The following is a 26,967-nucleotide window of genomic DNA, read 5'->3' as shown; positions in this document are numbered from 1 at the left end:
TTTACTGGCATACATGTTGCTAATTTAGTCGTTATATACCATAGGTTATAACGAATGATTAAAATTCAGCACGGACGCGAACCGTTCTCGCACAACAAACTTACGCTTGCTATTTCGACGGCGCTGGCTCTGGGCCCCATGCCGCTGCTTGCTGCCCCCACGGACGGCGTGGTCGTCAGCGGCAGCGCGGTGATCGGCCAGACTGACGCGGCGACCAACATCACCCAGCACACGCAAAAGGCGACTATCAACTGGCAGGGCTTTTCGGTGGGTCGTGGCGAAACCGTCAACTTCCAGCAGCCGGATTCGTCTTCGATCACCCTCAACCGCGTGCTGGGTAACGAACGGAGCCTGATCGAAGGGGCGCTCCACGCCAACGGCCAGATCTTCCTGATCAATTCCAACGGCGTCTTGTTTACCAAGGGCAGCAGCGTCAATGCCGCCGGGCTGGTGGCCAGCACGCTGGACATCCGCAACGAAGACTTCGAAGCCGGCCGCTACGTGTTTCAGGGTAGCGGCGGCAGCGGATCGGTGATCAACATGGGCACCCTCAGCGCGGCCGACGGCGGCTACGTGGCGCTGCTGGGCAAGGAGGCGTTGAACCAGGGCGTGATCCTCGCTACCCGTGGCACGGCGGCGCTGAGCGCTGGCGAGCGGATCACCCTCAACTTCAACGGCGACTCGCTGCTGAGCGTGAGCATCGACCAGGGCGCACTCGATGCACTGGTAGAGAACCGGGAGGCAATCTACGCCGATGGCGGCAAGATATTCCTCACCGCCCGCGCGGTCGACGAACTGCTCGGCAGCCAGGTGAACAACGATGGCTTGGTACAGGCGCGCACGCTAGCCGACCTCAAGGGCGAAATCGTCGCCTATGCCTACGGCGGCACCGCCAACATCGCCGGCACCTTGGATGCTTCGGCGTCGGGCGGCGGCGATGGCGGTTTCATCGAGACCAGCGGCGAACATGTCAAGATCGCCGACAGCGCCGTTATCACCGCCAAGGCTGCTAGCGGCAAGAACGGCACCTGGTTGATCGATCCCGACGGTTACACCATCGCCAACAGCGGCGGCGACATGACCGCTACCCAACTAGCCGGTTTCCTCTCCAACGATGCGGCGAACATCATCATCCAGTCGACCCAGGGCAGCGGTTCCGACGGCGACCTCGACGTCAACGATGCCGTCGGCTGGAACAGTAACGCCAAGCTCGCCTTGCAGGCCACCCACAACGTCAACGTCAATGCGGCCATCACCGCCGATGGGGACTCGGCCGGACTTACGCTGACCGCCGGGCAGGATGTCAACGTCAATAACGGTATCGCGTTGAGCGGCGACCATGCAGCGCTGGCGATGAATTACGGCGGCGACTACAACATCCGCACCAAGGCCAGCTACAGCGGAACGGTGCTTGATGCCAACGGCAATCCGGTCGCGAAACCCGATACCAGCGGGGGAATATACGGCAGCGTGACGCTTCCCGGTAGCAATAGCAGCTTAACGCTCAATAATCAAAACTATACCCTGATCCGTAATATGGACAGTCTGGCGGCTATCAGCGGCGTCACCGGCAAATACGCGTTGGCAACCAACTTCGATGCGACGGCCTGGAGCAGCGCCCATACCGGGGCTCTGTCGGTGGTGGATTTGTTTTCAGGCGTGCTGACAGGGCTTGGGCATACCGTCAGCAATCTAACCCTCCGGGCGTCGGTCCCCGACGCGCTCGGCCCCTTCAACGGTAACTGGGGCGGTATCGGATTTATCGGCAAAGCAACCGATCCCTCGGCGACGGCCCGCGATATCGGTATCGTCAATGCGGATATTTCCCGCGTGGACACAAACTCACGCGGTGTGGCTGGTGCCGGCATATTAGCCGGAAGCTTCTCGGGCACTACTATAAATTTTACCGGCAATATCTCCAACGCCTATAGCACCGGCAAAATCTCAGTAGAAGCTTCGGGAGGTCTTGCAGGGGGATTCGCGGGGACAATGACCAATGCTTTTTCAAGCGTGGATATTTTAGCAGGTGGCGCTGGGTTATTGGGCAGCGCTTCTAGAGGCGTGCTTAAAAACGTCCACGCGACCGGGAATGTCACCGGGAACGGTGCTGGCTTGGTCGGTGCTGCATATAACACAAGTATATTCAATGCCTATGCCCTGAGTAACATTATAGCCCTTGATTCGTCATACGCCGTTGGCGGCTTGGTCGGTCTCATGAGTTATAGCCCCGGACTTCCGGGTTCTCTAACGTCCATGACTGTCAAGGATTCCTTTGCCACCGGTAATGTCAGCGGCGGAAAGATGATTGGCGGGCTTATCGGCCAAATCAAGTTAAATGGTTCCACCCAAACCCCGGTTAATATCATAAACGTCTATGCGACCGGAAATGTGACCGCCAACTACTCGAGAACCGATATTGTAGCGGAGGGCGTAGGCGGATTGATAGGCAACGCCGATCTGGGACCTAATGCCGGGATATTAACGATGGATCGCGCCTATGCCACCGGCGACGTTGTGCTTGGCCCCGGTTACATCGGTACCGGTTATGTCGGCGGATTGATTGGCAGCTTGAGCGCCAAAGCCGGCACGATCACAAACTCTTATGAGACCGGCAATGTTTACGCGCCGAACGGAACCAATGTAGGCGGCTTGATCGGCTATGCGAATGCCGGACGTCCCGGAGGATACACGCTAAACATCAGCGGTTCTCACGCTACCGGGAATGTCACGGGCAAGCAAAACGTAGGCGGTTTAGTTGGTCAATTTAGAGTCGCTCTTGGCTCAGGGCCGGCCGGCACCATCAGTAATTCATGGACGAGCGGGACAGTCACCGGGAGTTCAGGCGTCGGCGGTGTGATCGGGCTATCGAATAAAGCGAACGTTAATTCCGATGTGTATTACAACGCCCAAGGGGTTTCCGGCGCTTTCGGCAATTCCGACAACTTCGTGAATAGCGCCGGAACTAATAGCAGTCATGGTTTGAGCGGAGATCAGGTTCCCGACATGGAGTACTACGCAAACGGCACCATCGATCAGGTGCTGGCCGAGCGGACCGCAGCAGAGGCTGCTGCACAAGCTACTGCTGACGCTGCCGCGCAAGCCGCTGCCGAGGCTGCTGCGAAAGCTGCCGCAGACGCCGCCGCACAAGCCGCTGCCGAGGCTGCTGCGAAAGCTTCCGCAGACGCCGCCGCGCAAGCCGCTGCCGAGGCTGCTGCGAAAGCCGCCGCAGACGCCGCCGTGCAAGCCGCTGCCGAGGCTGCTGCACAAGCTGCTAAAGCCACTGTCGCCAGGACGGCGTCACAGCTGGGTTCGACGCGTGCGGCAGAGGCCCAACGGCAGGCCGTCTCTAGCGCCGGCATCAATACTCGATCAGTCGAAGCTCCATCCAGCATTGACAATAATATTGTTTTCATTGACTCAGACAGCTATTCCGCGAACGTGCGGCGTATCGAGGTCGATGGGGTCATTTACGACTTAGATGAGGAGGAAAAACCGAATAGTAATAATAGTAAATAGACGCCACACCCTGCTGTTCTCCGGTTGACGATGATCGGGCATAGCTACGTTTCTGCACTGCTCGCGGAGATGCCAGCCGTCGCAGGCGTCGGCGACCGGCCTTTTACCATTCACTGTTACCAGCCATCAAATGAACCGATCTTCTCGCTGTGCCGCTGCAAAACGACGGCTATTGACCCTTTTCGCTCTGGCTATGGGCTGTACCTGTTCCGGCGCTAGCCAGGCCCAGACGCCTGTAACCCCCAGCTACCGCGCCGGCGACGCAGTCAAGGACACGCAGCCGCCGCGCCGTCCCACGCCGCGCGAGGCGCCGGAGCCGGAAATCATTCAGCAGGAGACGCGCCCGCTGGACCTGCCCAGAGGCGAAACGTTGATGGTGCGCGAGTTCCGCCTGGAAGGCGCCGAGTTTATCCCCGAAGCCGAATTGCAAGCCGAACTCGCTCCCTACCAGGGGCGGGCGCTCAGCATGGCCGAGATTCAGGAAGCCGCCGCCAAGCTCACCGCACTGTACCGCAGCCGCGGTTATCTGATGGCGCGGGCCTATGTGCCGCGCCAGGATGCCAGCACGGGTGTGCTGACCATCCGCATCATCGTCGGCAAGTACGGCAAGCTCATGCTCGACAACCAGTCGCTGGTGGACGACGGTTTGCTGCTCGGCGCCTTCGCTTCGTTGCAAGGGGAAAACGCGGTATCGCGGCCCGATCTCGAACGTGCGATGTTGCTGGTCGATGACATGCCCGGCGCGGCCATGCCCAAGCTCACCATCGAGCGGGGCATGGCCGCCGGCACCTCGGATTTCGGTATCGTCGTACCTAGAGATCAACGGGTGTTGGGCTATCTGCTGGGCGACAACTTGGGTTCGCGCTACACCGGCGAGTATCGTCTGAGCGGTGGGGTGTCGTTGAATTCGCCGTTCGGCTTTGCCGATCAGCTCACCGCGCGCGGCATGGTCAGCGACGGCACGGGGCTGGTAAATGGCGGCGCGGTATACAGCTTCCCGCTGATGGACAATGGCCTCCGGGCAGAAATTTCGGCGGCGGCGACGACCTACGAACTGGGTTCCGTCTATGCCAACCTCGACGCGACCGGCGAGGCCTATTACTTCGAGTCGTCGCTGAGCTATCCGCTGCTGCGCGGCCGCGAGGAAAGTCTCTACCTGTCGCTGGGATTGGCGAAGAAGCTGCTGCGCGACAAGGTCGGCGTGTCGGGCCTCATCATTTCCAGGGAGGCGGAAACCGGCACCGTCAGCCTGCGCCACGAGCGCTGGGGTTCCTTATTCGGGATGGGAGTCTACAGCAACCTGACGGGTGGCTTCACCTACGGCAACCTTGATTTCGACGATGCGGAACAGGAAGCGCTCAACCGGGCCGGCACCAACACCGCCGGGGATTACGCGCGGCTGAATATCGATTTTTCCGCCACGCTTGCGCTGACGCCGTTGTGGAGCCTGAACGCGACGGTGAGCCTGCAGAAGGCGCTGTTGGATAAGAATCTCGATGCCGTCGAACAGATGAACCTGACCTGCAGCAGCTGCGGCGGCCTGAAGGTTTACCGCGAGACGGTGACCGGCGACAACGGCTTCATGGTGGGGAGCGAACTGCGTTACACGCTGCCGGAATGGGGCGGCATCAGGCATGCGGCGGGCGTGTTCGCCGACACCGGCGGCGTCTATGTGGAGCATGCCGGCTATACGCAAGAAAACAGCGTCCAGCTGTCCGATGTCGGGGTGGGTTATTACGCGGGCTGGCGCGCCTTCAACAGTCTGGTCCAGTTCGCGCATAGCATCGGACCGATCCCGACCGCCGTGGCAAATGCCGAGGATTACCGGGTGCGGGCGCAAATCGGCCTGACCTTCTGAAGTCGTAAAGGGAGGTATCGGCATGAACATGGAGTGGCGGGGCGCTATGGACCAGAACCTATCCGTTCCGCTGGCTAGGGATAAGAAGATGACGTTACTGCGCTTCAGCGACATCGCCGATATTCAGGCACGGCTTTTCAAGGGTGGCCCTATCGCTGGAGGTGAACGGCTCATGATTGCGTTGGTTCAGGGAACGCGAGCGGTATATGTGAGAGCCAGGGATGTGATGCGCACGGAGACAGGGGCGAAGGCGCCCGTAGTCGCAGATTCCCGTTTTGGTCTGGCTTTCCTCAGCTTGGCCGTTTCGCTGGCGCTGCATGCAGGGCTGGCGATGGGCTTGTTAAACGAAAAGCGTAGCGAGCCGCCGAAACGCGAACAACTATTGGTGGTGGAATTTATCGGCATGGTCGGCAACCGCCAGCTCGAACAGAAGCAGAGGGGCAACGATAGTGCGCAAAAGGCGCCTGCGTTGCCTCCCCAGGAGATGGCGAAAAAGACGGCGAAAAAGGCGACGGCGCCCACACGCAAGGCGCCAAGTCCGGTAAAGGCGAAGGCGCTGCCGGAGAAGACCGAGACCAGGCCAGAACCGAAACTGGAACCGGAACAACAGCCGGAGCAGCAGGCGACAAATGCCGCGCCAGCCGCCGGCGAACAGGCGCTGCCCAAAGGGGCGGATACGCAGCAGGAGCTGCAAACCTTGAAGCCGCGAGAATTGGAAGCCAGCCTGATCCGCAAGTACCTTGCCGGCCTTAAACAGGCGATCCAGAACCATCTGGAATATCCGCAGGAAGCGCGCGATAGCGGTTACGTAGGCGCACCGGTGATCCGTTTTACCATTACCGATAGCGGCGATATCCTGCCGGGATCTCTGGCCGTCCAGAAGAGCAGCGGTTCGGCCCTGCTCGATGAAAGGGCGTTGCTGGCGGCGCGGGGCGCCGCGCCGATGGCTAAGCCGCCGCGGCAGATGGCGGTGACGATCACGGTGGCATTTACCCAGGACGGGTGACCTGGCCTGGATCAAGGACGATTTGAGCGGACGACAGGGAGCGTGCACGGAATGATTTTAAACAGATAGCACAACAACGAGAATACTATGAACCCTACTTTGAGTTTTTCCGAAACTGCCATAGTCGGTGGCACGCTATACCTGCTGGCCTGCTTCTCGGTATTGACCTGGAGCGTGATTTTGCTGAAGGCTGGCGAACTGCTGTGGCACCGCTACCGACTGAATCAACTGATGCCGCCGATCGATCTTAACGAACTGATGCCTAGTGGGGCGGAGCGAAGTCCATTACAAGGCAAACAATTGGCGACACCGGTTGGCCGCTTGTGGCAGGTCGGCCAGCAGGCCTATGGACAGGCCAGCGCACAATCTCGGAAAACCCTGCAACATACCGCGGCCTGGCATGAGCTGATCGAACGTAGTCTGCGTCAGCAACTGCAAAAGGAACGGGCTTTGTTCGATTCCGGCCTGGGCTGGCTGGCCAGTATTGGGTCAACGGCACCGTTTGTGGGTTTGTTCGGTACGGTCTGGGGCATTATGCACGCGCTGAAAGACATCAGTGTGCAAGGCAACGCCAGCCTGGAAGTGGTGGCCGGACCGATCGGCGAGGCCTTGATTGCGACTGCGGTTGGCCTGGCGGTCGCGATTCCGTCGGTGATTGCCTATAACGTTTTTCTGCGTCAGAACCGAGTGCGACTGGCACAACTGGAACATTTTGCCACCGACTTTTTACGCGTCTGCATTCAAAACGATTTAAGCAACGCTCATCAGGAGAACGAGCATGTCCATGCAACGGCCTAGCGACGACGAAGGCGGCGAACTGAGCGAAATTAACGTCACGCCGCTGGTCGACGTGATGTTGGTGTTGCTGATCGTGTTTATCGTCACCGCGCCGTTGCTGACCCAGGCGGTGAAGGTCAAACTACCAAAAACCGGACAGACCGAGCCGACACCGGACAAACACGTAGCCGTTCTGGCCGTCACCGCCGGCGGCGAAGCGATGCTGGACGACAAGCCGGTGCCTCTGCCCAATCTGGAAGGCGAACTAAAGGCCTTGCAGGAACGCGACCCCGACATTAGCGTCCAGTTGCAGGCCGACAGAGCGGCCGTATTCGATTCGGTAGCCAAGGTCATGGCCAGCGCGCAACACTCCGGGATCGGCAAGTTGTCCTTCGTGACAGTGGAGCAATAAGGCTGGGCAGCAAATATCCTCCGGCAAAGCCGGGGATATTTACTGGTTCCAACTGCGTGTTTGCCACCGTAACTTGATAGAGCACTCAGTAGAAATACTTTTTCATCCATTCACTTCAAAAACGTCGTCCGTGGGCTGATTTCTGCCCTGGATGGACGCAGCAAGTCGTTCTTGCGCTTTGGATACGCAGCCAACCCCCACTGCCAGCGTACCTTTCCCGCGACCCACGATTTATCAGGCGCTTCAGGGCGATCAGGTTCTTATGAGAGCAGTTAAGGCGCGGTTTTCATAAAGCCTTAACAAGTCCGACATCAAACAGACACATTCGAAAAGTAATTTTGTGAGCCATGTCTAGTTTTTCATTGAACTGGATAGTCCCTGCCGCCAGCGCGTAACGATCCGGTCAATGCCGGGTTTGTCGCCGGCTAAGCACTGTTATCCCCATAAAAATCAGGAAACATCATGGCTGGAAATTCATTACCTAAGCGGCATCCCTTGAGTTTGGCGGTGTTGGTCGCACTTAATTTTGTGCCGTTAGCGCATGCGGTGAGCACCGACATCGTGATTAGCGAGTTTCGCACTCGCGGGCCCAATGGCGGTAACGACGAGTTTGTCGAGTTGTATAACTTGTCCGGCCAAGCGGTCGATATCGGCGGCTGGAAAATCAATGGTTCCAGCAGCACGGGGGCTACCGGTACCAGGGCGACGATTGCGGCGGGTACTGTTCTCGCACCCGGTTGTCGTTTTTTGGCGACCAATAGCGCGGCCAGCGGATACTCAGGCGCAGTCGTTGGTGATCAAACTTATAGCACCGGTATTGCCGACAGCGGCGGGCTTGCGGTTCTAACAGCCGGTAATGTGGTGATCGATGCGGTCGGCATGTCGGCCACTTCGGCCTATAAAGAAGGCACGGTATTGGCGCAAACGACCAGCAACGCCAACCAAAGCCAGGAGCGTAATGCCATCGGTCAGAACAACCAGGATACCGATGATAATGCCAGCGACTTTACGCTGAATAGCGCTTCGAGTAATCCGCAAAATCGGGCATCGGCCTGTACCCCGATTAACGCCATTCCGAGCGTCAATCTTGCGGTTAGCGTTACGGCAGCTAGCGAAGCAGGGGCAACGGTCGTGACTGTCACGGCCACCGCTTCGGCGGCGGTCACCGACAACGAAACCGTCAGTCTGACGGTTACCGGTACCGGCATCACGGCTGACGACTATAGCCTGAGCAACGCCGTCATTACCATTCCCAGCGGTAATACTTCGGGATCTGTCACCTTTACGGTTGTCGACGACACGCTGGCGGAAGGGACGGAAACCGCAGCTTTAACGATTAGTAACCCATCCAGCGGGATCACGCTCGGCGCGACTACCAGCCAAAACATTTCGATCGCCGACAATGAGCTTGCCACGGTGCCGACTTTAACCGTTAGCGATGTTTCTCGGAACGAGGGGAACAGCGGCATCAGCAATTATGTGTTCAATGTCGGTCTATCCGCGCCGGCCCCTGCGGGCGGTGTGACATTCGACATCGCTACCGCGGATATATCGGCAACGGCGAATAGCGATTACGCAAGTCAAAATCTGACCGGTCAAACCATCCCGGCAGGCAGTTCCAACTATACCTTTACGGTGCCGGTCAACGGCGATACGGTTGTGGAAGCCGACGAAGCCTTTCTGGTTAATGTCAGCAATGTCAGCGGCGCAACGGTTACGGGCGGTCAGGCCGTCGGTACCATCATCAACGACGATGCGGTTAACGCGTGCGGCACGCCGGCCACCAAAATTTCCGCCGTGCAGGGCAGCGGTGCCAGCACGCCACTTGGCGGCGTAGCGGGCACCACGATTGAAGGCATCGTGGTCGGCGATTATCAAGGTAGCAGCGCCAATTCGCTACGCGGTTACTTCGTACAGGAAGAAGACGCCGATGCCGATGGCGACTCTGCCACTTCGGAAGGTATTTTCGTCTTCGACGGCACTACGGCATTAGCCAATGTCAGTGTCGGCGACCGAGTGCGGGTTACCGGCACGCCGGCGGAGTTTTTCAACATGACTCAACTGGGTACTCTCACTGATGTCCAGGTATGTGCCAATGGCCAAGCCATCCCGACTGCAGCCACGCTGACGTTACCGGTGCCTAATGTGCCGAATGGCAATTTGACAACGGCCACGGACGTCATTAACGCCTACTATGAAAAAATGGAAGGGATGTTGGTCACGATACCGGCGACTTTGAAAGTGTCGGAATATTTTGAACTGGAACGTTTTGGTCAGTTGGTCTTGTCGCAGGGCGGACGTATCCCGACATTTACCAGTGTCTCCAATCCCAGCGCGACCGGCCTGGTTAACCAAAATATCACGCTGGCTAAACGTCAGATCATTCTGGACGACGGCAATAATGCTCAAAACTACGCTTTGAATAGCGGCTTGCCCTTGCCGTATCCCAGCAACGGCCTCAGCACCACCAATCGCTTCCGCGGCGGCGATACCATGACTAACCTGAGCGGGGTTTTGCATTGGTCATTTGCGGGAGCCTCAGGTACCGATGCCTGGCGGATACGTCCGGTCGAGGCATTGTTCGATTACACGTTTAGCTCGGCGAATCCGCGTAAGGCGGCGCCTGAGCTGGGCGGATCGTTGCAGGTGGCCAGCTTCAATGTGCTGAACTATTTCACGACGGTCGATAATAGCGTCAGTAATGAGTTTGGCGATTGTTTGGGCGGTCAGGATTGCCGTGGTGCGGATTCGGCGGCGGAACTGGCGCGGCAAACGGCAAAGGCCGCTGCGGCATTATGTGGGATGAATGCCGACATCCTGGGCCTGATGGAGATTGAAAACAACGCAACGGCCTCGTTGAGTGCTTTGGTTGGCGCGGCCAACGGTATTAGCGGGTGCGGACCGTACAACTATATCGACACCGGCACCATCGGCACCGATGCGATTAAAGTCGGATTGCTATATAAAACCTCGACGGTTAATCCGGAAGGCAGCTTCCAACTATTAACTTCCAGTGACGATGCGCGCTTTATCGATACCAAGAATCGTCCGGCCCTGGCGCAAACCTTTAATCAGCTTTCCACCGGTGAAAAACTGACGGTTGCGGTCAATCATCTCAAGTCGAAACGCCCGTCGGGTTGTACCGACGCGGGGGATGTGGATGCGAATGACGGTCAGGGTAGTTGCAATCTGACCCGCAAAAACGCGGCGATGGCGCTGGTGGATTGGTTGAATAGCGACCCGACTGGCAGTGGCGACCCGGATTACCTGATTATTGGCGATTTGAACAGCTACGCTAAGGAAGATCCGATCAGAGCGATCGAAAGCGGCCCTGACGATATTGCCAATACCGGCGATGACTACACCAATCTGGTCAAAGCCTTTGGTGGCGAATCTGCCTATTCTTATGTGTTTGACGGTCAGACCGGTTATTTGGATCATGCCTTGGCCAGTAAAGCCCTGCTGCCGCAAGTCAGCAACACCTCGGATTGGCATATCAATGCAGACGAAGCGCCTTCATTCGACTACAACGACACCATCGCGGATGCCGGCGAAGCTAGCTTCGAAGCCAAACCGGCTGCGTTACCGTTATACGCCGCCGATCAATACCGCACCTCGGATCACGATCCGGTGATCGTTGGCCTGCAATTGGGCGAAACCATCAATATTGTCAACGGCACATCAGCCAAAAACATTTTGAACGGCACCACCGGCAAAGATCGAATCAGCGGCTTTGGTAGCGCGGATACCTTGACTGGCGGCTTAAATGACGATGAATTTGTCTATGTCGGCGTGACCGACGGTATCGATACGATCATTGACTTTACGCTGGGTGAAGACAAGATCGTGTTGACAGCGTTGCTGCAAAGCCTGGGTTATCAAGGCGCCGATCCACTCGCCGACGGTATCGTCAAGTTTGCCGCCTCCGGTAACGATACCTTGGTGTATATCGACGCGGACGGTGCCGGTCCGGCCGTGCAACGGGCTTTAATTCTGGTGCGCGGCGTCATCGCCTCTGGCCTGAATAACGCCGTTAACTTTGTTTTCTAAACAATTGCTTAGGCACCGCTCTCCATACAGGCGGGCGGTGTCAGACCCATTTTAAATAGGATGATATATGTTCAATTTTTCAAAAATTGCTGCCGCTGCCTGCTTGTGCTGGATGTTAATGATCGCCCCAACAGCCGAGGCGGCGCTGGTCGGTTACGATTTCAACGGCACCATTGATTCAGGTTCGCTGCTTGGCGAATCTTATAGCGGCAGTTTTGCCTACGATAACGCCAGCCTGACAAATTCAGGCTTGGAGTCTATTAATCTGTCGTCGTTGACGTTCAATTTTTTATCGACTTCGTTTGATTTGACCCATGCCGAATTCACGCCGACGGCCGATTTCTTGGATGGTCTATTTCTGGGAGTCAGTTATGCCGTTAGTGCTTTCGCCCCTGAGTTTGCCTTGGTGTCAAGCTCCGGTTTGCCGGGAGACGCGCCTTATCTTGCCTATCAATCGCTGTCCGGCGATGCGGGTTTTGGTTCGTTCAATATTGCTGCGGTGCCGTTACCCGCGTCGGCCTGGTTGTTTGCGAGCGGTTTGGGGTGGATGGTGTCCGCTCGACGCCGGAAAGTGGCTGAAAGGCGCTAATTGAGCGGGAAGCGAAGCTGCCGCGACTGGGGGGCTTCGTTCACAGGATTAGTCTGGATGAGGGTAATTCGGTTTTCGCTTGATGGTCTTGAAGCGGCGCTTCTTGTTTGAGCCATCTGATCAACTCAAGGCTGCCATCGTGGTGTTCGACGATGGCGGTGCAGCTTTCGACGAAATCGCCGGTATTGACGTATAAGAAGTTTTCAATTTCCTTGATTTCGGCATGATGAATATGCCCGCAAATCACGCCGTCCAGGCCTTCGTTTTTCAGGGTGCGGACGATACTTTCTTCGTAATCTGAAATAAATTGCACCACATTTTTCACTTTGAATTTAACGAAAGCCGCTAGCGAAAAATGCGACTGGCGGCCGAATAGTCGTCTAAACATCCGCAAAAATCGGTTGATTTCGATCAGCCAGTCGTAACCCAGGCTGCCAATCTTCGCTAACCATTGGTGATGCTTGGCGATGGTGTCGTATTCGTCGCCATGTACGATCAGGAAACGCTTGCCTTGCGCAGTGGTATGAATGTCGGATTTTTTGACGACGATATCGCCAAATATGTAATCGTCGTAATCCCGAACGTTTTCGTCGTGGTTGCCGGGTATGTAGATGATCTGGGTGCCGTGCCGGGCTTTACGCAGGATTTTTTGAATGATGGTGTTGTGATCGCGCGGCCAGTACATTTTTTTGGACAGTGCCCAAAAATCGATGATGTCGCCGACCAAATACAGTTTTTCGCTGTCGTTATGTTTTAAAAAATCCAGCAGCGCGTCGGCCTGACACTGGGTGGAGCCAATGTGCAGGTCGGAGATCCAGATGGTTCGATAAAAAGGTGTAGTCATAAGCAAACGCCGAATATGTAGTGTCGGTCGGGGGTATTTTTGTCTGTGTTTGTGACAGCAGCGTGACAAATCGAACTTCTCTTTCCATGGATTGAAAGTCGGTGCAAGCGGTCTTGTTTAAATGTTTGCGAATCGGAAGATCGATATTTTTCGGTGGAGATTAAAAAATTATTGTTTAAAAACAAAGGCTAACTAGCTATTTATGGCGCCAGGTCACATTCCTGTCATATTGCTGTTCTATGGTTTGCTTATTACCAATTGCACTTTAAACTAGCAAGAGACAGGGCGATGACGAATCAAATTGAGACCGTGAACAATCTACATACCTTGCATGTGTTCGACACTGAATTAGGGTATATGGGTAGCCTGCTTCTGGAAATGACCGATCTGTTGGTCTATCAGCTGGAACAAGCGATGCGCGCGCTGGATTACGGCGATGCCGAGTTGGCGCAAAAAGTCGTATCCCGGCACAAAAAAGTCGCGCATTTGGAAAGCAGGATCGATACCGAAGTCATGAACGTGATCGCCCGCCATTGTCCGGTGGCAAACGATCTGCGGTATGTCATATCAACCTCTAAGATTACCGTCGAGCTGGCCAGAATAGGCGATGAAATAGTCGATTTTGCTAAGTTGATCGTGGTGTTGTTCGATCCCGATACCAGCGATCCGAATCAAAAGCTGTTAACCGACATCGTCAACATCGGCGGATTGATTAAACTGATCTTGGATAAGTTGATGGTGGTTTTCGAGAGTCGAGATTCCAAGTCAGCTTACGTATTGTTGCAATGCGACCGGGATTGCGAAACCGAATTGCAAGAAGGCATCAAACATCAGTTGGCGCTGGTCATGCATGACGCTCGGATGATTCGGCGGGCATTGGATGTGATGCAAATGATGAAAGCCCTGGAACGTTGCGGCGAACATTGCCGGAACATTGCCGAGCATGCGATTTTCATGCTGGATGGCATCGATGTGCGGCATGGCGGCATGGCGCGCAAGCTGGCAGTTGGCTAGTTGTCGGATTTGCGGATTGTAGGGATTTATCGCGTGATAAAAACAAAAAAGCCGGCAATGCCGGCTTTTTTGTTGTCGGTTGCTACCGAAAACCTTATTTGTGAATTTCCAGATGCAGGGCTCGATATTCCTCGGTTAGCTTGTGAGTGGGCGCATAGTGAATCAAGGGCTGGGCATCGCTGTGCGATTCGCGGACTTTCACCGAGGTGGAAATTTTGGTTTCCAGCACTGGCAAGCCTTCGGCGATCAATTCGTCAACCAGTTGTCTGGGTAGATTGGCTTGTTTTTGATACTGATTGACGATGACGCCTTCCACTTCCAGCTTCTCGTTATGATCGGCCTTCACTTCGGCGATGGCACGCATCAAGGTGTACAAGGCTTCGCGGGCGAAAGTGTCGCAATCGAACGGAATCAGGCATTTTTCGGCGGCAATCAGGGCCGACAGGCTGTAAAAATTCAGGATAGGGGGGGTGTCGATATAAACCTGATCGAAACCCTCCAGTTTTTCCAAAGCCTCTTTCAATTTGTAGATTTTATGGCGCGATTCCAGCCGGCTTTGCAAACCTTCCAGGTCCGAATGCGATGGTAATACATACAGATTGGGGAACGGTGACTCATGAATCAAGCCATCCAAACCTTCCTTGCCGCCGCCGAACAGGCCCAGGCCCAGACTGTCCTTGAAAAAGTGGGCGATGGTTTTATCGGAATCGGCGATTTTGTCGCCCAGCAGATATTGGGTGGAATTGCCTTGCACATCGAGATCGATCACCAGGGTTTTTTTGCCTTCGACAGCGCTGATGGCCGCCAGATTGCAGGTAATGGTGGATTTACCTACGCCGCCTTTCTGATTAAAAATCACCCTGCGCATAATCGCCCTCGATTGCTAAAAGATAAAAGCCCGCATTATAAGGTTAAAGCCTGCAATATCAACAGCGTGAGAAACTATCGCCTTTACATTCCGGGCAAGCCGGGATAATGCTGGTCGATTTGAAGGCAATTTGCTTGCCGCAAGCATCGCAGACGAAGGTGCCGGGGCCGGCGACTTCGCCGCTTTTATAAGGATGATACAACTTGGCCTCCATCTCCAGCGCGGCCAGCTTGACGCGGGTCTTGTCGGCGATGTCCATGAAGGCATCCAGCGCGAAGTTCTCGATCAAATCGATGTCGAATTTCAGCCATTCCGATAGCGAATTGTTTTCTTCCTTCAGTGTGGTCTGCGAGGTGGCGACATGCTCGACGTCGCGCATCACGTAGTCGGCGACTTTATTGATCTCTTCCTGGGTGTGGCCGCCCAGCGCGCTGGTTTTTTCCTTGGCTATTTCCAAAGCGTCGGCAATGGTGTGCAGCGTGTCGTCCAGCGCCTCGTAAAGATGGCCCATCAGATCGTCGTACGCTTTGATCAATTTGTTTTCGCCCATGGTTCCTCCCGGTTGTTTTAATGATTTCACGCTTTAGATTTAAGCGCCTCTAAGGTATTCTAGCGCCTTTTTATAGCAAAAGACGAATAGGATGGAAGAGCATTACAAACCGTCGGCGATAGAGCAAAAAGTACAAGCCGACTGGGAAAAATCCGGGGTGTTCACAGCTTCTGAAGATACCGGCAAGGAAAAATACTATTGCCTGTCGATGTTTCCTTACCCCAGCGGTAAGCTGCACATGGGCCATGTCCGCAATTACACCATCGGCGATGTGATCAGCCGTTTTCAGCGCATGCAGGGCAAACATGTGCTGCAACCGATGGGCTGGGATGCCTTCGGCCTGCCGGCGGAAAACGCGGCGATGCAGAACAAAGTGCATCCGGCCGACTGGACCTATTCGAATATCGATTACATGCGCGAGCAGCTCAAACGCTTAGGCTTCGGTTACGACTGGAGCCGCGAGCTGGCGACTTGCGATCCGAGCTATTACCGCTGGGAACAATGGTTCTTCCTGCGCCTCTTGGAAAAAGGCTTGGTTTACAAGAAAACCGCGCCGGTCAACTGGTGTCCGCACGATCAGACCGTTCTGGCTAACGAGCAGGTCATCGACGGTTGCTGCTGGCGTTGCGATACCCAGGTCGAGAAAAAGGAAATTTCGCAGTGGTTTTTGAAAATCACCGCTTATGCCGATGAATTATTAACTTCGCTGGAGAACTTGCCTGGCTGGCCGGAGCAGGTCAGAACCATGCAAGCCAACTGGATAGGCCGCTCGGAAGGCGTGGAGATGGATTTCGCCGTCGAAGGTTTCGACGCGCCAATTCGGATTTACACCACGCGTCCGGATACCGTGATGGGGGTGACTTACGTCGCCGTGGCCGCCGAACATCCGGTTGCCTTGAAAGCCGCCGAAAGCAATGCCGACATCGCGGCCTTCATCGAGTCCTGCAAGCTGATGGAAACCTCGGAAGCGGCGATGGAAACCATGGAAAAACGCGGTATCGCCTCCGGCTACACCGCGATACATCCCTTGACCGGCGAATCGGTGCCGGTCTGGATCGCTAATTTCGTGTTGATGAATTACGGCACCGGCGCGGTGATGTCGGTTCCGGCTCACGATCAGCGCGACTACGAGTTTGCGAAAAAATACGGTATTGCGATCAAGGAAGTCATCGCATCCGCCGATGGCGCCGACGACAGCGTCGCGGAAAAAGCCTTTACCGACAAAGGCGTGCTGCTTAATTCCGGTGAGTTCGACGGTTTGAATTTCAAGCAAGCCTTCGACGCTATCGCCGTCAAACTGGCCGGCTTGAACAAAGGCGAGCGCAAGACCAATTTCAGACTTCGCGACTGGGGTGTGTCCCGCCAGCGTTATTGGGGCGCGCCGATTCCTGTGATTTACTGCGACGATTGCGGCACCGTGCCGGTGCCGGACGACCAGTTACCGGTGACCTTGCCGCGCGACGTGGTGCTGGACGGCTCGCAATCGCCGCTGGCCGCGCATCCCACCTTTCCGCATACCGATTGCCCGAAATGCGGCAAGCCGGCACGGCGCGAAACCGACACTTTCGATACCTTTATGGAATCGTCCTGGTATTTCGCCCGTTACGCCAGCAAAGACTGCGACACGGCAATGCTGGACCAGCGCGCCAATTACTGGCTGCCGGTCGATCATTACATCGGCGGCATCGAACATGCGATTTTGCATTTGCTTTACGCGCGTTTTTTCACCAAGCTGCTGCGCGACGAAGGTCTGGTGGTTTGCGATGAGCCGTTCAAAAATTTGCTGACGCAAGGTATGGTGATCGCCGAAACCTTCTATCAAACCGACGATCACGGTCACAAACGCTATTTCAACCTGACCCAGATTGACGTCGAACGCGACGCCAAGGGCAAGATCGTCGGTGCCAAATTGCTGGAAGACGGTTCGCCGGTCACGGTTGGCGCGGTCGAGAAAATGTCGAAGTCCAAGAATAACGGTGTCGATCCGCAGGTGTTGATCGACAAATACGGCGCCGACACCGTGCGTCTGTACACGATGTTCACCTCGCCACCGGATCAATCCTTGGAATGGAATGATGCCGGCGTGGAAGGCGCGTTTCGCTTTTTGAGACGTTTGTGGCGGCAGGTGTATCTGCATGTCGAGACTGGCTTGCCGGAAGCTTCATTGGATAAGTCAGTGTTGGGCGACGACCAAAAAGCTTTGCGTCGCCAGTTGCATCAAGCCTTGCAAAAAGTCACCGACGACATGGCCCGCCGCCATACCTTCAACACCGCGATCGCCGCCAACATGGAACTGGTCAACGCCTTGAACAAGTTCGAGGATGAAAGCAGCAACGGCCGGGCGGTGCGTCAGGAAGTGCTGGACGCTATCGTGTTGATGCTGGCGCCCATCATTCCGCACGTGGCTCAAGCGCTGTGGAACGAGTTGGGGCACAACGACGACATCGTGGTTGCCGCTTGGCCGGTGATTGACGAATCGGCCTTGCAACAGGACGCTATCGAGATGGTGGTGCAGGTCAACGGCAAATTGCGCGGTAAATTATCGGTAGCGGCGACGGCTTCGAAGGAGCAAATCGAAGCGCTGGCCTTGGCTGACGAGAACGTGCAGCGTTATCTCGAAGGCAAGCCGGTCAAGAAACTGATCGTGGTGCCGCAAAAATTGGTGAATATCGTTGTTTAACCGCCGTATTTTCGAGAAGCAAATGATGAAGCAAACGAGCCGGATGGTATTGATAGCTGTATTGGCGGCGATGGTTGGCTGCGGATATCATCTGCGCGGCTCGATCGAGATGCCGGAAGCGCTGAAAAATCTCTATGTTTTCGGTTCGTCGCCGCCGCTGCAAACTGAAATACTGTCGTTGATGAAAGCCTCGAAAGGCAAGATAGTTGGGTCTCCGAATGACGCCGGCGTGGTGGTGAAAGTGCTCAGAGAAGAGATGCGTAGTCGGGTGCTCTCGATCGGTTCCACCGGTAAATCCAGCGAGTCGGAGCTGGAATATTATCTGCGCTTCCAATTTTTCGATAGCAAGGAAAATGCTTTAATGGACGAGCAAGTGATCGAGATCTCCAGGGAGTTTTTTAACGACCAGACCGCCGTGCTGGCGAAGGGCAACGAAGAGCAATTGATCCGCACCGAAATCTACAAACAAGTCGCTCGTATGATTTTGGCGCGCGCCCGCATCGCCGTCGACAATCAGAAAAAATAAGCATGCGTCTCAAGCTTGACCAATTAACCGCTGCCTTGCAAAAAAACCTGGCACCGGTCTATCTGGTCAGCGGGGATGAGCCTTTGCAGCTTGGCGAGGCGGCGGACGACATTCGTCGAGCCGCCCGTCAGGCTGGTTACGCCACCCGCGAAGTGATCTCTATCGATACCGGCAACGAGTGGCCGCAATTGACTGCCGAAGCCGAATCGCTGTCGATATTTTCCGATAAAAAGCTCATCGATTTGCGCCTGCCTTCCGCCAAGCCCGGCATGGAAGGCGCTAAAGCGCTTAGCGCTTATTGCCAGCGCTTGCCAGAAGATACGCTGTTGTTGATTACCGCCGGTAAATTGGAAAGCGCAGCGCAGAAGGCGCAATGGTTTCAAGCGTTGGATAAGGTGGGCGCGATTGTGCAAGTTTGGCCCTTGCAAGGCCAGGAGCTGTTGTACTGGCTGCAACGCCGGGCTGAGCGCAAAGGCATGCATCTGGAGAACGACGCGTTAAAAAGTTTGGCGGGTCGGGTGGAAGGCAATTTGCTCGCGGCGGCGCAGGAGATCGAAAAGCTATACATCTTGCATGGCGCCAGCCGTATCGACAAAGCCATGATTGACGACGATGTGGCCGACAGCGCTCGTTTCGATGTGTTTAAGCTGATGGACGCGTTGTTATCGGGCAAGTTGAATCGGGCCGTTAAAATTCTGGCCGGGCTTAAAGCGGAGGGCGTTGCGGCACCGGTGGTGCTGTGGGCGATTAGCCGCGAAGCGCGGACGCTGTTTAATATCAAGGCCGAATTGAAACGGGGTGGCCAGCAAGAGTCTGTCTACAAAAAATACCAGATATGGGATAAGCGTAAGCAATTGGTGCAAGAGGCCTTGCATCGCTTGAAGGCCAGGGAGTTGGAAACGATTTTACAAGCCAGTAGTGATGCAGATCGCCGAATCAAGGGTCAAATTGCCGGTGACGAGTGGGAGAGCTTGTTTGCGATATGCGTGTTGTTCTCGAAAAGCCGTGGACTAGTTAATGTTACCTTCTAATATTCGTGGTTTTTTAGGCGGGGAGCATGGGCTACAATTCGGCCGCTTTGTTTAAACCATCCACAAACTGAGGATCTAAAATGGCAGAATTTAGAAAATACAAATGCAAAACTTGCGGTCACATTTACGACGAACAATTGGGCGATCCAAGACAGGGCATTGCACCTGGCACTCGCTGGGAAGACGTGCCGGAAGATTGGGGCTGCCCGAAATGCGGCGCCGTTAAAGCGATGTTCACCTTGATGCGATAACATCGGCTTTCGGCAATATACGTTTAGCCGGAAATAGAAAAGGGCGCAGATTGCGCCCTTTTTTGTTTAATCAATCCCGGAGGATTTTCGTCGTTTAAGCCAATTTTGCTTTGATGAAGCTGACGATGTCGGCAAACGCCACATCCTGGCTTTCCTTGTCAAGCCGGCCTTGATATTCGACAGTACCGCTGTCCAGTCCGCGATCGCCGATGACGATACGATGCGGGATGCCGATCAACTCCATGTCCGAGAACATGAAACCGGCGCGAACTTTCCTGTCGTCCAGCAGCACTTCGATGCCGGCATCCTGTAATTCCTGGTAGATTTTTTCGACAGTATCAACCAGACGGTCCGATTTATACATATTCATCGGGCAAATCACCACCTGGAACGGCGCCAGTTCGTTAGGCCAGATGATGCCGCGCTCGTCGTGACCTTGCTCGATCGCCGCAGCCACCACGCGGGAAATACCGATACCGTAGCAGCCCATGATCATGATCTGGTTTTTGCCGGCTTCGTTGACGATAGCCGCATTCATCGCCTCGCTGTATTTGTTGCCCAACTGAAATATATGCCCAACTTCGATACCGCGGGCGATAGTAATTTCGCCTTTGCCGTCCGGACTGGGGTCGCCTTCCACCACCATGCGCAAGTCGGCGATTTGTTCGGGTAATGGCAAATCACGTTGCCAGTTGGTGCCTTTATAATGCTTACCATCCTGATTGGCGCCGGATATAAAGTCTGACATGACCGTGACGCCGCGGTCGGCAATGATAGTCATCTTCAGGCCGATAGGGCCAATAGAGCCCGGTTTGCAGCCGCAGGCATCGATAATTTCGGCATCGCCGGCAAATTGCAGTGGTGATAGCACACCGTCGATTTTTTCAGCCTTAATCGGATTCAATTCGTGATCGCCGCGCAGCAACAAGGCTACCAACGTGTCGTTTTCGCCTCTGACGATTAAGGTTTTCAGGCATTGCTCGGCGCCGACATTAAAAAAGCGGCTGACTTCTTCGATGCTGTGCTGATTGGGCGTGTCGACCAGTGTCAGTGCTTCGGTGGCGTCGGCGCGTTGGCCTTGCGGCATCAGCGCTTCGGCTTTTTCGATGTTGGCGGCGTAATCGCTGAGCGTGGAAAAGGCGATGGCATCTTCGCCGGTATCGGCCAGCACGTGAAACTCATGCGAAACCGCGCCGCCTATCGAGCCGGAGTCGGCGATCACCGCCCGAAATTTCAAGCCAAAACGGTTGAAAATATTGGTGTAGGCGCGGTACATCACTTCATAGGTTTGTTGCAGCGATTCCTGATCAAGATGGAAGGAGTAGGCGTCCTTCATCACAAACTCGCGGGAACGCATCACGCCGAAGCGGGGGCGGATCTCGTCGCGGAATTTGGTCTGGATTTGATAATAGGTGATAGGCAGTTGCTTGTAGCTTTTCAGCTCATTGCGGGCCAGATCGGTGATGATTTCTTCGTGAGTGGGGCCCAGGCAAAAATCCCGGTCGTGGCGATCTTTCATTCGCGCCAGTTCCGGACCGTATTTTTCCCAGCGGCCGGTTTCCTGCCATAATTCCGCCGGTTGCAAGGCGGGCATCAATACTTCCAGACCACCGGCTTTGTTCATTTCTTCGCGGACGATATGTTCGACTTTGCGTAATACCCGCAGGCCCAGCGGTAGCCAGGTGTATACGCCAGCGGCGAGTTTGCGGATTAAGCCGGCACGTATCATGAGTTTATGGCTGGCGATTTCAGCATCAGCGGGTATTTCTTTGACGGTGCTAAGTGGAAATTGGGAAGTGCGCATGTTGGCCCTAAGGTTGGTTTATCAAAGTAGCTATTTTAACGGCTAAAAGCTAAAACGACGAATCAGCTAATAAGTTTCGGGTCTATACTGATGGTGCTCGGCATTGCCGATGATGGCGAAATCTGGGAAACTTGACGGGATAGATAGGTCTGGCGATAGGAAGATATGATTAAAGTGTTGTTGGTTGATGATCATGAGTTGGTCAGGAGTGGTATAGAAGCATTGTTGGCTGCGGAAAACGATATCGACGTGGTCGGGGTTTGCGATTGCGGCGAACAGGCTTTGCAAATCGTCGAAAAGAATCCGCCCGATGTAATTTTGATGGATATTAATATGCCAGGGATCGGCGGATTCGAAGCTTGTCGGCGGGTTTTGCAAACCAGTCCCTCCGTGAAGATCATCGCGTTATCGGTTCATAACGACGGTCCGATACCGCAGCAATTGCTGAAACTCGGTGTGGTCGGTTTTGTATCCAAGGCTTCACCGGTCAGCGAGATGGTGGCGGCGATCAAAACCGTGATGTCGGGCAAGCGTTATTTGTGCCAGGATGTGGCCAGTAATCTGGCTTTTCAATTTCTGCCGGGTGGGGACGTTTCGCCATTTTTGCAGTTGTCACAGCGTGAGGCGGAAGTAGTGCGCTTGATTTTACGCGGCAAAAGTATCCAAGAGATGTCGGAGGCGTTGGCGCTTAACCCCAAAACTATTAATACCTACCGTTACCGGGTGTATCACAAACTCAGTATTAAAAACGATGTGGAATTAACCAGGCTGGCCGTCAAGTTTAATTATCTCGATAGCATTTGATGGAGCAGGATTCGGTGCGGTAAAGCGCCGAATCCTGAAAGATTTACACCAGTGTGCGTGCTTTGCTAAATGCTTCGCGAAAATCCAGGAATATCGGTTGTTCGGTTTCCAGCAGCGATTTGAGCAATTCGTGTTGCAGTTGGTACTTGACGTTGCCGACTGCTAACGCACCGACGCCAACCGCATTAGCCGATTGACAGGTCAAAGGCGCGGCGAAATCGTTGAGTTCGATACCTTGGATGCCTAATGGCGGTACTGCGTTGACGTCGCCCGCCACTTTCAATTGTTTGGCCTGTGCCAGCACTGAAGCGTTGATGACGCGGATACCGGCTTTTGCAGTGCAGAATACAATGTCCGCATCGGCGATCAAGGCTGATTTTTCCTCGTCGTTACGGGCGACCGCCGCGCTCATGTGGGCACCAAAGCGCCGGTTATATTGTTTGGCAGCGTCTTGGGCGGAATCGATGGATAAATGATCCACCAAGATTGTTTCGGCGCCCTGCAAGGATGCAAGCACGCCGGTGGCGATACCAACCGGGCCGGTGCCGCCGAAAACCAGAGCCTTGCAGTCCTTCAATTCTTTGCCGTGGCTGTCCTTGAGGGCTTTTTCCACGCAGGCCACCAACGCCGCGGCAGTGGTGCAGGCGCCGCTAGGGTCGGCAAGCACCGATACCTGAAACGGTGGCACCATGGCCGGTTTGCAGGCTTGCAGCATGTCGATGGCCATCCCCATATCGCGTCCGCCGATGAAAATGGCGGTTTTTTTGATGCCCGACGGGCTGCGCGAAAAAATCGCATCCTGAGTCAAGTTATGGATACTTTCCAATTTGACGTTGGAGTAAGGCATCAATACATCAAAACCTGCATCAAGTGCCATGTTGATGTCAAACGGGCTGTTGTTTGGCATCGGGTCGAACATGTGGAGTATGCTGCGTTTTGCCATTTTTACCTTACCCTCTGTGATTGGCAGACTTTGGGGGGAACTTAGCTTGTTAATTAGTCGATTTAATAAATTCACGGGCGACTTCAAAAGCGTGTTCAAAGTGCAGAAATAGCGGTTGATCGCTTTCCAGCATTCTTTTCAGTAGGCGGCTTTGTGCCTGATACTTGATATTGCCTATCGCCAGCGCGCCGATACCCACCGCGCCGCTAATAGAGCCGGCAATGGGTTTGCCATTATCGAACGCATCGACACCGGCGATGCCTGATGGCGGTACCGCGTTAACGTCGGCCGCAACTTTCAATTGTGGGGCTTTGGCGATCAATTCGGCGCTCAGCAACTCGATGCCGGCAGCGCCAGTGGCAAACACGATGTCGGCAGTTTGCATATATTCGGCTTTGTCGGCATCGGCACCGGCGGATACGGTGATTTTGCCGTCGCCGAATTCCTCGCTACACAGCTCTGCGGTGCGTTCGGCTCTATCCAGCTGTCTGCCGATGATTCTGACATTCGCGCCGGCTTGCGCGGCAATCACGGCGGCGGCTTGGCCGACCGGGCCAGTGCCGCCCAAGGCCAGCACGTTTTTGCCTTCCAGCGTGGTGTCGAATTTATCGGCTAATTCTTTTTCGACGGCGGCGACCATGCCGGCTGCGGTGGTAAACGCGCCACTCGGGTCGGCGAATACCGATACTTCGAAAGGAGGCACCATGGAGTTCTTGGCCATTTTCAGCATGTCCATCGCCTGCTTGGTTTCGCGGCCGCCGATGAAGATTGCGGTGCGTAACAGACCTTTAGGGCTACGGGAGAAAATGGCATCTTGAACCAAACCCCTGACTTCGCTGGGCTCAACATTGATATACGGAATCGCTGAAATCCAGCCGGCATCCATCGCCATATTGACGTCGAATGGGCTTAAATTTTTGGCTGTTGTCAGCATGTGCAGGATAAAGGGTTTTTCCATGATGGCCTCTTATAATTTGATTAGCCGGTAAGTATAAAAGAAAAGGCGAGTTGATAACAATTCTAGGCTGGTGGCCGAAAGGCACTTTATTTCAAGCGTGCCGGCACATGCGGTTCGATGGCGTGGTACATCAACTGGTGCATTTTGGGATTGCCGACGATAATGTTTCCGGATTGCAAGTACTTGTCGTTAAAGGAAAAGTCGGTGGCGACGCCGCCGGCTTCCTGTACCAACAATACCCCCGCGGCGATATCCCATTCCTTGACGCCGATTTCCCAATACGCATCCAGTCGGCCGCAAGCAACATAAGCCATGTCCAATGCAGCTGCCCCGGCGCGGCGGATGCCGGCGGAGTCGGCGCAGACGGCTTTGAACATGCCCAGATAAGGCTCGATGTTTTCCATGGTTTTGAAGGGAAAGCCGGTGCCGATCAAGGCGCCGCGCATACTGCTTTGCTTGGTGACGCGAATGCGTCGATTGTTAAGCATCGCGCCGCCGCCGCGTTCGGCGGTGAACAGCTCGTCGCGGGTAGGGTCGTAAATCACGCCCAATTCCAGTTTGTTTTTGTTTTTTAAGGCGATCGACACGGCATATTGCGGGAATCCGTGCAGAAAATTGGTGGTGCCGTCCAATGGGTCGATTATCCAAGTGTAATCGTTGCCTTTGTGTTCGCCGCTTTCCTCGGCCAGAATCGCGTGATCGGGAAAAGCCGTGCGGATGATTTTGATGATTTCCTGCTCGGCAGCCCGATCGACTTCCGAGGCGTAGTCGTTACGGCTTTTTTGGTCGATGGTGAGTTTCTCGATGTTTTGAGAGGAGCGTTGGATTAGGTCGCCGGCGTTCCGCGCTGCGCGGACGGCAATATTGAGCATCGGGTGCATAGATTCGAATTGAAAATGAGCTGTTAGAAAACTCCGATAGAATAGCAAATCTTTTGCTAGAATCGCCGCTTTTTTAGCCACAGAGGCCAGGCATTGCTATCTCATTTTAAAGTGGTTTTAGTCGAAACTTCGCATCCCGGCAATATCGGCGCGGTAGCTAGAGCCATGAAAAACATGCGGATGGATCAATTACGCTTGGTTAGTCCCAAGTTTTTTCCGCATGCCGACGCCACTGCCAGAGCCTCGGGTGCCGATGATGTGTTGAGAACGGCGGCGGTCTTCGATTCCTTGTCGGATGCCATTGCCGATTGCCGGATTGTGCTGGGATCGAGTGCCCGCGATAGAACCATTAGTTGGCCGAGTTTGACGGCTCGGCAAGTCGCGGAAAAATGGGTGGGGGCGTTGCCCGTGCAAAATATCGCCCTGGTGTTCGGTCGGGAAAACTCCGGATTGAAAAACCACGAGCTGGATCTATGTCATTATCTGCTGCGCATACCCTGTAATAGCGAATATAGCTCGCTGAATCTGGCGGCGGCGGTACAGGTGGTCTGTTACGAATTATTCGTGGCGTCCGGTCAGGAGATCGTCAGCAAGGTTGGGGATTACGGCGAAGAACCATTGGCGACCGCGGAGCAAATGGAAGCTTTTTATGGTCATCTCCAGCAAACCATAGCGGATATAGGTTTCCTGCATCCGGAACGTTCCAAGTCCATCATGCGTCGCTTGCGGCGGATATTCAACCGGACCCAGCTCGATACCAAGGAGTTGGACATCTTGAGAGGCATTTTGCGCTTCTCGCAAAATCACAATACCAAGTAAGCAGATGTTGGCCAGACTGAAAGAAGATATTCACTGCGTATTCGCTCGGGATCCGGCTGCGCAATCGGCTTTTGAAGTGATTACCACCTATCCGGGTTTTCATGCGATGCTGATTCATCGCTGTAGCCATTGGTTGTGGTTGCGCGGTTTTCGGTGGGCGGGCCGTTATGTGTCTTTCTTGGGGCGGTGGTTGACCGGCATCGAAATTCACCCCGGCGCGCAGATCGGGCGGCGATTTTTTATCGATCATGGCATGGGCGTAGTAATCGGCGAAACCGCGGTGATCGGCGACGATTGTACCTTGTATCATGGCGTTACCTTGGGCGGTACCAGTTGGGACAAGGGTAAGCGGCATCCGACTTTGGGCAACGCGGTCGTGATCGGCGCCGGCGCCAAGGTATTGGGACCGATTGAAATCGGCGACGGTGCTAGGGTCGGTTCCAATTCGGTGGTGGTGAAATCGGTGCCGGCCGGTGTCACCGTGGTAGGCATTCCCGCGCATATCGTCGATGCCAAGGCCAAGCAAGAAAAAGCCCGACGCGACGCGATGGCGCAGAAAATTGGCTTCGATGCCTACGGCGCTACTGGTGATGTGCCCGACCCGATTGCCAATGCCATTAATTTGATGCTTGACCACATTCATCAACTCGATAAGCAGATCGAAGACATGCAACAAGTGTTGAATAGTGCAGGTATCGATTGCCACCGCCAATCCGTACCGAAGTTGGACGACTGCGAGATTAAGGACCAGCAATAACATTGCGTTAAGTCCCCCGAGTTGATTTC

The 26,967-nt window shown here is 54.9% G+C and carries 22 protein-coding genes; 15 read left to right on the top strand and 7 right to left on the bottom strand.

What is annotated here, in order from left to right:
• The first annotated feature begins 138 nt into the window (after positions 1-138).
• The 7 genes from QZJ86_RS15910 (at position 139) to QZJ86_RS15880 (ending at position 12,208) form a co-directional block, all read left to right on the top strand.
• Positions 139-3,516, top strand: a complete 3,378-nt coding sequence (locus QZJ86_RS15910) for a two-partner secretion domain-containing protein (protein WP_301671453.1) — start codon at positions 139-141, stop codon at positions 3,514-3,516.
• A 193-nt stretch (positions 3,517-3,709) separates the two neighbouring features.
• Positions 3,710-5,374, top strand: a complete 1,665-nt coding sequence (locus QZJ86_RS15905; RefSeq protein WP_301671452.1) for a ShlB/FhaC/HecB family hemolysin secretion/activation protein — start codon at positions 3,710-3,712, stop codon at positions 5,372-5,374.
• Positions 5,375-5,420: 46 nt separating this feature from the next.
• Positions 5,421-6,380, top strand: coding sequence for a TonB family protein (locus QZJ86_RS15900; RefSeq protein ID WP_301671451.1), 960 nt, complete (start codon positions 5,421-5,423; stop codon positions 6,378-6,380).
• An 87-nt stretch (positions 6,381-6,467) separates the two neighbouring features.
• Entirely contained in the window at positions 6,468-7,178 is a 711-nt protein-coding gene (locus QZJ86_RS15895) for a MotA/TolQ/ExbB proton channel family protein (protein ID WP_301671450.1), read from the top strand.
• Positions 7,159-7,569 carry an ExbD/TolR family protein gene (locus tag QZJ86_RS15890; RefSeq protein ID WP_301671449.1) on the top strand — a complete coding sequence of 137 codons (411 nt, stop codon included), beginning with the start codon at positions 7,159-7,161 and terminating at the stop codon, positions 7,567-7,569. Before QZJ86_RS15895 ends, QZJ86_RS15890 begins: the two co-directional genes overlap by 20 nt.
• A 462-nt stretch (positions 7,570-8,031) precedes the next feature.
• Complete coding sequence (locus tag QZJ86_RS15885) at positions 8,032-11,619, top strand: ExeM/NucH family extracellular endonuclease (protein ID WP_301671448.1); 3,588 nt, start codon at positions 8,032-8,034, stop codon at positions 11,617-11,619.
• A 118-nt stretch (positions 11,620-11,737) separates the two neighbouring features.
• Positions 11,738-12,208, top strand: a complete 471-nt coding sequence (locus QZJ86_RS15880; RefSeq protein ID WP_301671447.1) for a VPLPA-CTERM sorting domain-containing protein — start codon at positions 11,738-11,740, stop codon at positions 12,206-12,208.
• A gap of 40 nt (positions 12,209-12,248) precedes the next feature.
• Here QZJ86_RS15880 and QZJ86_RS15875 read toward each other — a convergent pair whose 3' ends face one another.
• Positions 12,249-13,052 carry a UDP-2,3-diacylglucosamine diphosphatase gene (locus tag QZJ86_RS15875; RefSeq protein ID WP_301671446.1) on the bottom strand — a complete coding sequence of 268 codons (804 nt, stop codon included), beginning with the start codon at positions 13,050-13,052 and terminating at the stop codon, positions 12,249-12,251.
• A 288-nt stretch (positions 13,053-13,340) separates the two neighbouring features.
• On the opposite strand from QZJ86_RS15875, the gene phoU reads away from it, so the two are divergent.
• A complete protein-coding gene (gene phoU, locus QZJ86_RS15870) occupies positions 13,341-14,066 on the top strand; it encodes a phosphate signaling complex protein PhoU (protein ID WP_301671445.1) in 726 nt (241 codons plus the stop codon).
• 94 nt (positions 14,067-14,160) lie between these two features.
• On the opposite strand, the gene QZJ86_RS15865 is transcribed toward phoU, so the two are convergent.
• The gene (locus tag QZJ86_RS15865; RefSeq protein ID WP_301671444.1) at positions 14,161-14,934 is read right to left on the bottom strand and encodes a ParA family protein; all 774 of its coding nucleotides are present in this window, start codon (positions 14,932-14,934) and stop codon (positions 14,161-14,163) included.
• Between the two features lie 58 nt (positions 14,935-14,992).
• A complete protein-coding gene (locus tag QZJ86_RS15860) occupies positions 14,993-15,484 on the bottom strand; it encodes a zinc ribbon-containing protein (protein ID WP_301671443.1) in 492 nt (163 codons plus the stop codon).
• A 91-nt stretch (positions 15,485-15,575) separates the two neighbouring features.
• Here QZJ86_RS15860 and leuS point away from each other — a divergent pair, with 91 nt between their 5' ends.
• From leuS to QZJ86_RS15840, 4 genes are all read left to right on the top strand, one after another.
• The gene (leuS, locus tag QZJ86_RS15855) at positions 15,576-18,164 is read left to right on the top strand and encodes a leucine--tRNA ligase (RefSeq protein ID WP_301671442.1); all 2,589 of its coding nucleotides are present in this window, start codon (positions 15,576-15,578) and stop codon (positions 18,162-18,164) included.
• A 22-nt stretch (positions 18,165-18,186) separates the two neighbouring features.
• On the top strand, positions 18,187-18,690 hold the full coding sequence (locus QZJ86_RS15850; RefSeq protein WP_301671441.1) for an LPS-assembly lipoprotein LptE: 504 nt from the start codon (positions 18,187-18,189) through the stop codon (positions 18,688-18,690).
• 2 nt (positions 18,691-18,692) lie between these two features.
• Positions 18,693-19,721, top strand: a complete 1,029-nt coding sequence (gene holA / locus QZJ86_RS15845; protein WP_301671440.1) for a DNA polymerase III subunit delta — start codon at positions 18,693-18,695, stop codon at positions 19,719-19,721.
• An 80-nt stretch (positions 19,722-19,801) separates the two neighbouring features.
• Positions 19,802-19,972 (top strand): rubredoxin, encoded by a 171-nt coding sequence (locus QZJ86_RS15840; RefSeq protein ID WP_301671439.1) that lies wholly within the window; start codon positions 19,802-19,804, stop codon positions 19,970-19,972.
• 94 nt (positions 19,973-20,066) lie between these two features.
• Here QZJ86_RS15840 and QZJ86_RS15835 read toward each other — a convergent pair whose 3' ends face one another.
• Complete coding sequence (locus QZJ86_RS15835) at positions 20,067-21,776, bottom strand: proline--tRNA ligase (RefSeq protein WP_301671438.1); 1,710 nt, start codon at positions 21,774-21,776, stop codon at positions 20,067-20,069.
• A gap of 165 nt (positions 21,777-21,941) precedes the next feature.
• Here QZJ86_RS15835 and QZJ86_RS15830 point away from each other — a divergent pair, with 165 nt between their 5' ends.
• Positions 21,942-22,580: a response regulator gene (locus QZJ86_RS15830; RefSeq protein WP_301671437.1), complete on the top strand. Its 639-nt coding sequence runs from the start codon at positions 21,942-21,944 to the stop codon at positions 22,578-22,580.
• Between the two features lie 43 nt (positions 22,581-22,623).
• Here the strand turns inward: QZJ86_RS15830 and QZJ86_RS15825 are convergent, their stop codons facing one another.
• From QZJ86_RS15825 to QZJ86_RS15815, 3 genes are all read right to left on the bottom strand, one after another.
• Entirely contained in the window at positions 22,624-23,523 is a 900-nt protein-coding gene (locus QZJ86_RS15825; RefSeq protein WP_301671436.1) for an NAD(P)-dependent methylenetetrahydromethanopterin dehydrogenase, read from the bottom strand.
• A gap of 49 nt (positions 23,524-23,572) precedes the next feature.
• Positions 23,573-24,481: an NAD(P)-dependent methylenetetrahydromethanopterin dehydrogenase gene (locus QZJ86_RS15820; protein ID WP_301671435.1), complete on the bottom strand. Its 909-nt coding sequence runs from the start codon at positions 24,479-24,481 to the stop codon at positions 23,573-23,575.
• An 86-nt stretch (positions 24,482-24,567) separates the two neighbouring features.
• Positions 24,568-25,362, bottom strand: coding sequence for an inositol monophosphatase family protein (locus QZJ86_RS15815; protein WP_301671434.1), 795 nt, complete (start codon positions 25,360-25,362; stop codon positions 24,568-24,570).
• A gap of 93 nt (positions 25,363-25,455) precedes the next feature.
• Here QZJ86_RS15815 and QZJ86_RS15810 point away from each other — a divergent pair, with 93 nt between their 5' ends.
• Positions 25,456-26,181, top strand: coding sequence for an RNA methyltransferase (locus QZJ86_RS15810; RefSeq protein WP_301671433.1), 726 nt, complete (start codon positions 25,456-25,458; stop codon positions 26,179-26,181).
• 4 nt (positions 26,182-26,185) lie between these two features.
• Entirely contained in the window at positions 26,186-26,938 is a 753-nt protein-coding gene (cysE, locus tag QZJ86_RS15805; protein WP_301671432.1) for a serine O-acetyltransferase, read from the top strand.
• The last annotated feature ends 29 nt before the right edge of the window (positions 26,939-26,967 follow it).

This window comes from Methylomonas montana, assembly GCF_030490285.1.
GTDB classification, from domain to species: Bacteria; Pseudomonadota; Gammaproteobacteria; order Methylococcales; family Methylomonadaceae; genus Methylomonas; species Methylomonas montana.
This window is presented reverse-complemented; position numbering and strand designations above follow the sequence as displayed.

Excerpts from the sequence above, each read along its gene's own strand:
- QZJ86_RS15900 (WP_301671451.1), top strand. The coding sequence starts at position 5,421 with ATGGACCAGAACCTATCCGTTCCGCTGGCTAGGGATAAGAAGATGACG.
- QZJ86_RS15825 (WP_301671436.1), bottom strand. The coding sequence starts at position 23,523 with ATGGCAAAACGCAGCATACTCCACATGTTCGACCCGATGCCAAACAAC.
- QZJ86_RS15875 (WP_301671446.1), bottom strand. The coding sequence starts at position 13,052 with ATGACTACACCTTTTTATCGAACCATCTGGATCTCCGACCTGCACATT.
- QZJ86_RS15840 (WP_301671439.1), top strand. The coding sequence starts at position 19,802 with ATGGCAGAATTTAGAAAATACAAATGCAAAACTTGCGGTCACATTTAC.
- QZJ86_RS15895 (WP_301671450.1), top strand. The coding sequence starts at position 6,468 with ATGAACCCTACTTTGAGTTTTTCCGAAACTGCCATAGTCGGTGGCACG.
- QZJ86_RS15835 (WP_301671438.1), bottom strand. The coding sequence starts at position 21,776 with ATGCGCACTTCCCAATTTCCACTTAGCACCGTCAAAGAAATACCCGCT.
- QZJ86_RS15880 (WP_301671447.1), top strand. The coding sequence starts at position 11,738 with ATGATCGCCCCAACAGCCGAGGCGGCGCTGGTCGGTTACGATTTCAAC.
- holA (WP_301671440.1), top strand. The coding sequence starts at position 18,693 with ATGCGTCTCAAGCTTGACCAATTAACCGCTGCCTTGCAAAAAAACCTG.
- QZJ86_RS15890 (WP_301671449.1), top strand. The coding sequence starts at position 7,159 with ATGTCCATGCAACGGCCTAGCGACGACGAAGGCGGCGAACTGAGCGAA.
- QZJ86_RS15885 (WP_301671448.1), top strand. The coding sequence starts at position 8,032 with ATGGCTGGAAATTCATTACCTAAGCGGCATCCCTTGAGTTTGGCGGTG.
- QZJ86_RS15865 (WP_301671444.1), bottom strand. The coding sequence starts at position 14,934 with ATGCGCAGGGTGATTTTTAATCAGAAAGGCGGCGTAGGTAAATCCACC.
- QZJ86_RS15820 (WP_301671435.1), bottom strand. The coding sequence starts at position 24,481 with ATGGAAAAACCCTTTATCCTGCACATGCTGACAACAGCCAAAAATTTA.
- QZJ86_RS15850 (WP_301671441.1), top strand. The coding sequence starts at position 18,187 with ATGATGAAGCAAACGAGCCGGATGGTATTGATAGCTGTATTGGCGGCG.
- QZJ86_RS15905 (WP_301671452.1), top strand. The coding sequence starts at position 3,710 with ATGGGCTGTACCTGTTCCGGCGCTAGCCAGGCCCAGACGCCTGTAACC.
- QZJ86_RS15830 (WP_301671437.1), top strand. The coding sequence starts at position 21,942 with ATGATTAAAGTGTTGTTGGTTGATGATCATGAGTTGGTCAGGAGTGGT.
- leuS (WP_301671442.1), top strand. The coding sequence starts at position 15,576 with ATGGAAGAGCATTACAAACCGTCGGCGATAGAGCAAAAAGTACAAGCC.
- QZJ86_RS15860 (WP_301671443.1), bottom strand. The coding sequence starts at position 15,484 with ATGGGCGAAAACAAATTGATCAAAGCGTACGACGATCTGATGGGCCAT.
- QZJ86_RS15910 (WP_301671453.1), top strand. The coding sequence starts at position 139 with ATGCCGCTGCTTGCTGCCCCCACGGACGGCGTGGTCGTCAGCGGCAGC.
- QZJ86_RS15815 (WP_301671434.1), bottom strand. The coding sequence starts at position 25,362 with ATGCACCCGATGCTCAATATTGCCGTCCGCGCAGCGCGGAACGCCGGC.
- phoU (WP_301671445.1), top strand. The coding sequence starts at position 13,341 with ATGACGAATCAAATTGAGACCGTGAACAATCTACATACCTTGCATGTG.
- cysE (WP_301671432.1), top strand. The coding sequence starts at position 26,186 with ATGTTGGCCAGACTGAAAGAAGATATTCACTGCGTATTCGCTCGGGAT.